At 73.5% G+C, this 8,872-nt stretch carries 9 protein-coding genes; 7 read left to right on the plus strand and 2 right to left on the minus strand.

All coding sequences use genetic code 11. The features are described from left to right. Positions 1-52 precede the first annotated feature (52 nt). Complete coding sequence (locus tag ACWENR_RS27700) at positions 53-673, minus strand: MFS transporter (RefSeq protein WP_452279888.1); 621 nt, start codon at positions 671-673, stop codon at positions 53-55. A gap of 292 nt (positions 674-965) precedes the next feature. On the opposite strand from ACWENR_RS27700, the gene ACWENR_RS27705 reads away from it, so the two are divergent. Then, complete coding sequence (locus ACWENR_RS27705; RefSeq protein WP_452279889.1) at positions 966-1,454, plus strand: GNAT family N-acetyltransferase; 489 nt, start codon at positions 966-968, stop codon at positions 1,452-1,454. 81 nt (positions 1,455-1,535) lie between these two features. Here ACWENR_RS27705 and ACWENR_RS27710 read toward each other — a convergent pair whose 3' ends face one another. Beyond that, a complete protein-coding gene (locus ACWENR_RS27710) occupies positions 1,536-2,120 on the minus strand; it encodes a hypothetical protein (protein ID WP_452279890.1) in 585 nt (194 codons plus the stop codon). A 360-nt stretch (positions 2,121-2,480) separates the two neighbouring features. Here ACWENR_RS27710 and ACWENR_RS27715 point away from each other — a divergent pair, with 360 nt between their 5' ends. The 6 genes from ACWENR_RS27715 to ACWENR_RS27740 form a co-directional block, all read left to right on the plus strand. Beyond that, positions 2,481-3,503 carry a DUF3800 domain-containing protein gene (locus tag ACWENR_RS27715; protein WP_452279891.1) on the plus strand — a complete coding sequence of 341 codons (1,023 nt, stop codon included), beginning with the start codon at positions 2,481-2,483 and terminating at the stop codon, positions 3,501-3,503. Between the two features lie 322 nt (positions 3,504-3,825). After that, on the plus strand, positions 3,826-4,638 hold the full coding sequence (locus tag ACWENR_RS27720) for a phosphotransferase (RefSeq protein ID WP_452279892.1): 813 nt from the start codon (positions 3,826-3,828) through the stop codon (positions 4,636-4,638). Between the two features lie 340 nt (positions 4,639-4,978). After that, positions 4,979-5,320, plus strand: a complete 342-nt coding sequence (locus ACWENR_RS27725; protein WP_452279896.1) for a YciI family protein — start codon at positions 4,979-4,981, stop codon at positions 5,318-5,320. Positions 5,321-5,325: 5 nt separating this feature from the next. After that, a complete protein-coding gene (locus ACWENR_RS27730; protein ID WP_452279893.1) occupies positions 5,326-6,621 on the plus strand; it encodes an RNA polymerase sigma factor in 1,296 nt (431 codons plus the stop codon). 128 nt (positions 6,622-6,749) lie between these two features. Next, positions 6,750-8,090, plus strand: a complete 1,341-nt coding sequence (locus ACWENR_RS27735; RefSeq protein WP_452279894.1) for an MFS transporter — start codon at positions 6,750-6,752, stop codon at positions 8,088-8,090. After that, positions 8,087-8,872 (plus strand): sugar-binding domain-containing protein (locus tag ACWENR_RS27740; RefSeq protein WP_452279895.1); only part of this gene is annotated, 786 nt, incomplete at its 3' end. The genes ACWENR_RS27735 and ACWENR_RS27740, both read left to right, overlap by 4 nt.

Consider the following 8,872-nt stretch of genomic DNA (forward strand, 5'->3'; position numbering starts at 1 on the left):
GGAATATACAGAATAAGTCAAACTGCATGAAGTGTAGGGTGTTTTAATGGTGTTATTCAGGGTCCTCTTCCGTACTGTGCGGGTGGACGCCTCGCTGGCCGGCCAGGGCGCCGGCGACGACGCCGACCAGCGTGGGGACGGCGACGGCGAGCAGCGCCACCGTCGCGACGACGAGCAGGGCGGAGGCGTCGAGGCCGGCTGTCGCGCCGGCCACCGCGAGCCCGGCCGCGGCGAGCGACCCGGCGCTCCACGCCCCGTGCAGGCCGGACATGATCGGCCTGTCCAGGTCACGTTCGACCGCGACGGCGTAGGCGTTCATCGCCACGTCGCTCACCGCGCCCGTGGCGCCGAGCAGCACCATCACGGCGAGCAGGACGGCGAACGAGGGCGTCAGCGCGATGGCGAGCAGCACCAGCACGTAGCTCACCAGGCCGACGCGGATGGCCACGGGGGCGCCGTGGCGGCGCACCAGCGGGCCCGCGAACGCCAGCGCCGCCACTCCCCCGACGACCTGCAGCAGCAGCGCGAACCCCAGGTCACCGGCGGACAGGCGCAGGCTCTCCCGAACCGCGGGGATCTGGGCGGCCCAGACGCCCTGCACCGCGCCGTGGAGCAGGAAGGTGACCCTGATCGGGGCGACGCCGACGGCGGGCACGGGGCGCAGGCCGACCACGTCAGGCCGTCGTCATGCGGTGCGGCTCCGGAGCCGTCGTCGGCATGCGGACGGCACGAGACAGGAACACTCCGAACCAACCCCCCGTTGTCACTTCGCGTACGCTTGGTAACACTTTGCAGCGATAGTTGTCAATGGGTGACTGCTCTCTCGTACACCTCGCCGGTCGTTCAGGTGGTGGGCTGCGCCCACGCCTCGGCGGCCCAACGGGTCGCGTTCCACCGGTCGGCGATGGCGGCGGCCCGGCATCGTGGCCGGGCCGCCCCTGGACTGCCGCCGGTAGGCTCCCGAGATGCGCCTACGCGACGTGGAGCCGGCCGACCTCGACGCATATCTCCGCCTGCGCGGTGATCCGGTCATGATGACGGAGCTCGGCGGCCCGCAGTCGCCCGATCGGATCGCCGGACAACTCGAGCGTGACCTCGACACGGTTCGGGCGGACAGCGCGTGGATCAAGATGATCATTCCCGATGGTTCCGCGCGGGTGGCGGGAACGGTGACGCTGTACCCCCACGGGGACGTCTCCGAGATCGGCTGGATGATCCTGCCGGAGTTCCAGGGCAGGGGCTTGGCGGGCCGAGCCGTTCGCACGGTTCTCGAGCTGGCCCGGGCGGACGGGCGTTGGGGGCTGATCCACGCGTTCCCGAGCACGACGAACGCGGCGTCGAACGCCATCTGCCGCTCGGCCGGGTTCGCCCTCCTCGGTGAGGAGCGCACGGTCTTCGCGGGACGCGTCTTCCAGACCAACCACTGGGTGTTCGATCCGGCTGCCCACGCGTGACCAGCCGGCCCGTCATCCGCGTGAGCACCGTCGTCCGCGACCCGCCTCGGGCGCCCTCGCCGAGCGCCCGATCACGACTGTCTACCCGTGGCCCGTCGTGTTCGTCGCCCGCCACGTCGGCCAGTTCTGCGGCCAACTGTCCGGCCAGTTGTCGGCGACGGCGGCCGGCACGATCCCGGCAAGGCTGAGCACATCGCGGCTGAGCCGTTCGGCGACGTCAGCGACGTCGGCGGCGCGCAGCGGCACCCAGTCGTCGAAGCGCCTGTCGACCGCCGTGTCGACCAACGCCTCCGCGGTCTCCGCCGGGACGCCGGTGACGGTGAGCAGCCACTGGAGGACCATGCGGCACCAGCCCTGCCAGCTGTCGTCGTCGGCGACGGGAGCCACGGCGAACCGCATCAGGTCCGCGACAGCCGACTCCCAGGCGGCGGCGAGGTCGCCCGGCCGGGCGGCTGCCACCGGATCGAGCAACGGCAGGAACCGGTCGAACCGCTCGGCGATCTCCTCCAGCCACCGCCGCCAGGCCAGCAGCGAGTCGGCGGCGAGCGCCGGCGCCTCGGCGGGCGGAGGAAAGCTGGTGATCCAGTCCCACTGTCGCCACTCGTCCGGCGCCCAGTACCAGCGGTAGGCCCACGGCCCGAAGCGGTCGCACAACACGGCGCTCACGGATTCGGTCCATGCCCACAGGTCGGACTGCCCGACCACGGGGGGCACGGTCCGGACCAACGCCGGCACCTCGACCGGATCGAACGGGAATCGGGCCGGGTCGACCTCCGCCCAGGTCGCTAGCCTCGGCGGTCTTGTCGACCCGTGATTCGCCATGGATCGGCATCCTGCCTGCGGGACGGCCCGGCGTCGAACAGATATCCACGCGCGCACACCGGTCGGCACGGTGGAGGCCCGCACCCGGCTCCGCCGCGTGCGGACGTCGCCCACGCCCGGAAGCGCGGTCGACTTCCGGAGGCAATTGGATTGTCCGATCAGGGGGCACGGGCGACCATGAGCGGCATGGGGAGGGGACCGGTGGTGAGATCGCCGCTTCAGGGTGGGCTACCGCCGGCGGGCGCGGTGGTCGGCGCCGTGGTGGAGATCGCCTGTGACGAGTCCGGATTCTCGGGCACCAATCTGCTCCACTCGACCGCCCCGGTGATCACGCACGCGAGTGTCGACCTGAGCGCGGACGAGGCCGTCGAGCTGATCACGGCGTTGCGGTCCGGGTTCCGGTTCTCGCCGCACGAGTTCAAGTCGGGGCAGTTCCTTCGCGGCCCGGGCGCGGGTGAGGCGCTGGGGTGGCTCCTGACGGCGCTGAAGGGCCGCGCGCACGTCCACCTGGTCGACAAGGAGTTCTTCCTCGTGACCCGGATCGTCGACCTGCTGCTGACCGAGCCGTCGTACGCGGCCGGCACCCGCCTGACCCAGGCCCACCGTCCGGCCGCTCTCGCGCTTTACCGTGCCGGGCGCTTCGCCGGAGGCGAATGGGACGCCTTCCTGGCAGCCTTCGTCGACCTGGTCCGGATCAAACGGCGACGTCTGGGGCCCCGGAACGCGGAGCGGTTCTTCGCGGCCCGGGACGCGCTGCTCCGACGCGGCCTCGGCGCACCGGCCGACGCCGTCCTCGACGGGCTCGGCCCGACCCGCGTGGGGGATGTGCTGGCCAGGCTCGACAACGAGGACCGGTCGATCCCGCCACCGCTGGAACCGATGCTGCCGGCGCTGGCGGAGACGGTCCTGTCCTGGAGCGGCGGGCGGCGGCAGGTGCTGGTGACCCACGACGAGCAGAGCGCCCTCACGGCGGATCGGTTGACCCGCCTCCAACAGGTGCTGGCCGGCGACGGCAGGCCCTCGGCGCCGGACGCCGGGAGGGCCGGGGCGTTGCCGGCCGGTGTCTCGCCCCTGGCCGGGCTGGTGATGGTCGACTCCCGCGACGATCCGCGGGTCCAGGTCGCCGATCTCCTCGCCGGGATGGCCCGGCGGCTGCCGGCGGCCATGAACCCCGCCCTGCTTCAGCCGCTGCTCTCCTCGACCTCACTGCACGATCCCGAGGGATGACATCCGGCGTACCCCCGCCCACTGCATGAGCCAGACGGCAAAGGCCTAGCCGACTCCCCCGCCCGACGGCAGGCGCGCGCGTGCACCTCTCTGCCGGTGGCGGGAGCGCGCGCAGGTACGCGGGTGAGCACGACGAGGTCACGCGTGGTCGGGCCCTTCGCCCCGAGGACCCGACCACGCACCTGCCCCACCGCGCTGTTCGTCCGCCGGGCCGCCCCGGTCTGATGGTGGACATCGCACCGGCTCCCCCGCCGCCGACGACCACCGCCACTGCGTGAAATCGATGGCCGGCAGGGCCACGCCTCTGCCAGAATCCGATCTTGTGAGCGGTCGTCCCGTCCTTCCCGAGGTTCCGACCGGGCCGGTGCCGGTCCCCGACGTCGTCACGGCGCTCGCCGGCGACGCCGACATCACCCTGGTGTGGCGGAACGAGCTCGGCGGCCTCACCTTCCGCCTGGACGGAGACGACGGCGCCCGGTACGTGAAGTGGGTTGCCGCCGGGACCCCCGAGATCGACCTGCCCGGCGAAGCCGAACGCCTGGCCTGGGCTCAGCGCTGGGCACGGGTCCCACCGGTCCTCGGCCAGGGCACCGACGCCGGGGGCGCGTGGCTGGTCACCGCCGCCGTCGCCGGCCGGTCGGCGGTGGAGCCCCGGTGGAAGGCCGAGCCCGCGGTGGCGGCGGCCGCGATCGGCCGCGGGCTGCGGCTGCTCCACGACGCGCTGCCGGCGGACCGGTGCCCCTTCGACTGGAGCGTCGAACGGCGGCTCGTACGCGCCGACGAGCGCATCGCCGCCGGCGAGGGACCGGCCGACTGGTTTCCCGAGCACCGGCATCTCGGGCTCGGCGAGGCCAGGGCCCGGCTCGGTGCGCCGCCCACCGTCGACCGCCTCGTGGTCTGCCACGGAGACGCGTGCACCCCGAACACCCTGCTGCACGACGACGGCACCTTCGCCGCGCACGTCGACCTGGGTTCGCTCGGGGTGGCCGACCGCTGGGCCGATCTGGCGGTCGCGACGTGGAGCCTCGACTGGGACTACGGTCCCGGCCTCGACGGCATCCTGTACGACGCGTACGGGATCCACCCCGATCCCGAGCGCATCGCCTACTACCGGCTGCTCTACGACCTGGCGTGACCGCTCCCGCCGCCGAGAGACGACAGGCCGGTCGGGGTGGCCGGCCAGGCTGACGCGGAGCCTCACGTCGTGCGACGGCCGCGCGGGCGCCGGCGACGTCGACGGCACCGCGACGGCCCGACCGGCCGGGGCGGTGCCGCCCCCGGGGGTCGGACCCGCCGTCGCCCCGGGCTACGGTCCTCACGACCCCGCCGACGGCGCATCCGGGCGACCGGCGGGGGCGGGGCCGTCGAACATTTTCTGGCGGGTGTGTCCATCCGGCGGCATCTCGTTCGTAGTGCTTGCGTGCGGCCGCCGCCGCACGGGAACGACAACGAAGAGGAGCTGGATCGTGAAGTACATGCTGTTGATCAATGCGGGTGCGGTGGACGGGAACGGTGTGGACAGCGGCTGCACCGTCGAGGACTGGATCGCGTACGACAAGGAGGTCAGGGACGCCGGCGTCCTCGTCTCCGGGGAGTCGCTGGCCGACCTGGTGACGGCCACGACGGTGCGGGTCGGGTCGGACGGTCGGCGCGTCGTGACCGACGGGCCGTTCGCGGAGACGCGCGAGGTCCTCGGCGGTTTCTACGTCATCGACGTACCGGATCTCGACGCCGCGTTGGACTGGGCCGCCCGTTGCCCCGGCGCTCGCGGCGAGGGCTCGGTCGTGGTCCGGCCGGTCGCCGAGTTCGGGGCCTGACCGGGATGGACGCGAGGGCGGCCGGCACACCGGCGGCGTCGCACGGGACGCCGATGGAGCTGGTGGCGGCGGTGTTCCGTGAGGAGCGCGGTCGGCTGCTGGCCGCCCTGGCCCGCCGCTTCGGCGACCTGGACCTGGCCGAGGAGGTCACCTCCGAGGCGATCGAGGCGGCGCTGGTGTCCTGGCCGGTCGACGGGGTTCCGGTCCGGCCCGGCGCGTGGTTGATGACCACGGCCCGGCGCCGGGCCATCGACCGCCTGCGCCGCGACCAGGCGTACGCGGCACGGCTGGCCATCCTCCAGGTGGAGGCCGACCGGGCCGGGCCGGTCCCGCCCCCGGGCACGGACGGCGACCTGCCCGACGAGCGGCTGCTGCTCTTCTTCACCTGCGCGCACCCGGCGCTGGCGGCCGAGGACCGCGGCGCGCTGACGCTGCGTTTCCTCGGCGGGCTGACCACCGCCGAGGTGGCGCGGGCGTTCGTGGTGCCGACGGAGACGATGGCCAAGCGGATCACGCGGGCGAAGAGGAAGATCAGCCAGGCGCGGATCCCGTTCCGGGTGCCGTCGGCGGACGAGTTGCCGCAGCGGCTGCCGGGAGTCCTGCGCGCGGTGTACTCGATCTTCACCGAGGGGTACGCGGCGAGCGCGGGCCCGCGGCTGCAACGGGTCGATCTCGCCGAGGAGGCGATCCGGCTGGCCCGGATACTCCGCCGGCTGCTGCCGGCCGAGCGGGAGGTGGCCGGGCTGCTCGCCCTGATGCTGCTCGTCCACGCCCGGCGCGACACGCGTACCGGGCCGGACGGTGAACTGGTCCTGCTGGAGGACCAGGACCGTGGCCGCTGGGACCACGCCATGATCGCCGAAGGGATCGGGCTGGTCCGGGCCGCGTTGAGCGGCGGTCCGCCCGGCCCGTACGGTGTGCAGGCGGCCATCGCCGCGCTGCACGACGAGGCGGCCGACCTGGCCTCCACCGACTGGCCGCAGATCGTGGCGCTCTACGACGTGCTGCTGGCCCTGACGGGCTCCCCGATCGTCGCGGTGAACCGGGCCGTCGCGGTGGCGATGCGCGACGGCCCGCAGGCGGGCCTGGCGCTGCTGGACGAGTTGTCCGGCGAGGCACGGCTGCGCGACTACCACCCGTACGCGGTCGCCCGGGCCGACCTGTTGCGCCGCGCCGGGCGGCACGCCGAGGCGGCCGTCGCCTACCGCAGGGCGATCGACCTGGCGGGCACCACGCCCGAACGGGACCTGCTCCGGCGCAGGCTGGACGCGCTCGAGCAGCCGGACGGTTCGGCGGGGTGACGCCGGCCTGATCGCCGGCGGCGCGGCTCGCCGAGATTCTGTGGGTCGCGGCGACGGCCCACCCGCCCGGCATATGTAAGATCGCCTCACGTTTCGCGGCGCCGGGTCCGTCCCGCAGGAGGTTCGCAATGCCGAGGCCCGTCGTCGCCGTCCCCGCGACCCCGGCGGTCGACCACGTCGACGGCAGGCTCGGCGGGCGGACGTGGCTGTCCCTGGTGCTGCTCGGGTTCGTCGGGCAGTTGGCCTGGACCGTCGAGAACATGTACCTCAACGTGTTCGTCTACGACACGATCACCGACGACGCCACCGCCATCGCCACCATGGTGGCGGCGAGCGCGGTGGCGGCCACGACAGCCACGCTGCTCCTGGGGGTGGTGTCCGACCGGTTGGGGCGCCGCCGCGTCTTCATCGCCGGGGGCTACCTCGCGTGGGGCGGCACCACCGCGGCGTTCGGCCTGCTCACGGTCGAGGGCGTCGGCGCCCTGGCGCCCGCGGCGAACGCCGTGCTTGTGGCGGTGACCGCCGTGATCGTCCTGGACTGCGTGATGTCGTTCCTCGGCTCGGGCGCCAACGACGCCGCGTTCCAGGCGTGGGTGACCGACGTGACGCGGCCGGCCAACCGGGGGCGGGTCGAGTCGGTGCTGGCGACCATGCCGCTGCTGGCGATGCTCGTCGTCTTCGGCGCGTTCGACGGCCTCACCAGGGCCGGGCAGTGGCGCACGTTCTTCCTCGTCGTCGGTGGGATCATCGCCGTGGCGGGCCTGCTGGCGTGGTTCCTGGTGCGCGACGAGCGGGTGCCCGTCCGCCACGGGGAGGGCATGCTGCGGTCGCTGCTGCACGGGCTGCGCCCGAGCACGGTCCGCGCCAATCCCGGGCTGTACCTGGCGCTGTCGGCCTGGTCGATCTGGGGGGTGTCGACCCAGGTGTTCCTGCCGTACCTGATCATCTACGTGCGGCACTACCTCGACATCGACGGCTACGCCGTCGTGCTCGGCTCCGTGCTGCTCGGCGCGTCGCTCGTCAGCGTGCTCGCGGGCCGCGTCATCGACCGGGTGGGCAAGCAACGGTTCCTGCTGCCCGCCGTCGCCGTCTACGCGGCCGGCCTGCTCGCGATGTACCTGGCGCGCGGGATGGGGCCGGTGATCGCGGCCGGGGTGCTGATGATGTCCGGGTTCATGCTGGTGCTCGCCCCGATCGGGGCGCTGGTCCGGGACTACTCGCCGCCGGAGCGCGCCGGGCACGTGCAGGGCCTGCGCATGATCTTCGCGATCCTCGTGCCGATGCTGGTCGGCCCGTACCTCGGCGCGGCGGTGATCACCGGCGCCGGCGAGACCTACACGGACCTCGGCGTCGTCAAGCAGGTGCCCGCGCCCGGCATCTTCCTCGCCGCGCTGGCGGTGCTGGCCCTCATCGTCGTCCCGGTGTTCGCCCTGCGGCGCCGGCAGGACCGTTCGGGAGTTCGGGCATGACGCGACCGCCGCTGTTGACGCCGTGGGGCGCGGCCCTCGACCGCGACCGGCCGCTGCCGGAGTACCCGCGCCCGCAGCTCGTCCGCGACAGCTACCTCAACCTCAACGGTCCCTGGCAGTACGCGATCACCGACACGGCGGCCGAACCGGACGCGTACGACGGCGAGATCGTCGTGCCGTTCTCGCCGGAGACGCCGCTGTCCGGCGTCGGGCGGCAGCTGCGGCCGGAGCAGACGCTGTGGTACCGGCGGTCGCTGCGGCTGCCCGCCGGGTTCCGGCCCGAGGCGCCCTCGCGGGTGCTGCTGCACTTCGGCGCGGTCGACCAGACCTGCGAGGTGTTCGTCAACGGCCTCCCGGTGGGCGGTCACACCGGCGGCTACCTGCCCTTCCACTGCGACGTCACGCAGGCGTTGCGCGACGGCGAGAACTCGCTCGTCGTCGCGGTCCGCGACGGCACCGACACCGGCCACCACTCGCGGGGCAAGCAGCGGCTCGACCGCGGCGGCATCTGGTACGCCCCGCAGTCCGGGATCTGGCAGACCGTGTGGGTCGAGTGCGTGCCGGCGGTCCACGTCCAGCGCCTCACCCTGACGCCGCTGCTGGCCGAGCGCTGCGTCGAGGTGACCGTGCACACCGATCCCGACGCGCCCGACGCCGCCGTCACGATCCGGGCCGGCGACGACGTCGTCGCCCCCCCGGGGGCGCCCCCCCCCCCCCCCCCCCGGGGGGCGGTCCCCGCGCTGGGCCCGTGGTGTCCGGAGGTCCCGTACCCGAACTGTAGA

This window comes from Micromonospora sp. NPDC004336 (genome assembly GCF_053602615.1).

Coding starts and splice junctions, on each gene's coding strand:
- ACWENR_RS27735 (WP_452279894.1), top strand. CDS start 6,750: ATGCCGAGGCCCGTCGTCGCCGTCCCCGCGACCCCGGCGGTCGACCAC.
- ACWENR_RS27725 (WP_452279896.1), top strand. CDS start 4,979: ATGCTGTTGATCAATGCGGGTGCGGTGGACGGGAACGGTGTGGACAGC.
- ACWENR_RS27705 (WP_452279889.1), top strand. CDS start 966: ATGCGCCTACGCGACGTGGAGCCGGCCGACCTCGACGCATATCTCCGC.
- ACWENR_RS27730 (WP_452279893.1), top strand. CDS start 5,326: ATGGACGCGAGGGCGGCCGGCACACCGGCGGCGTCGCACGGGACGCCG.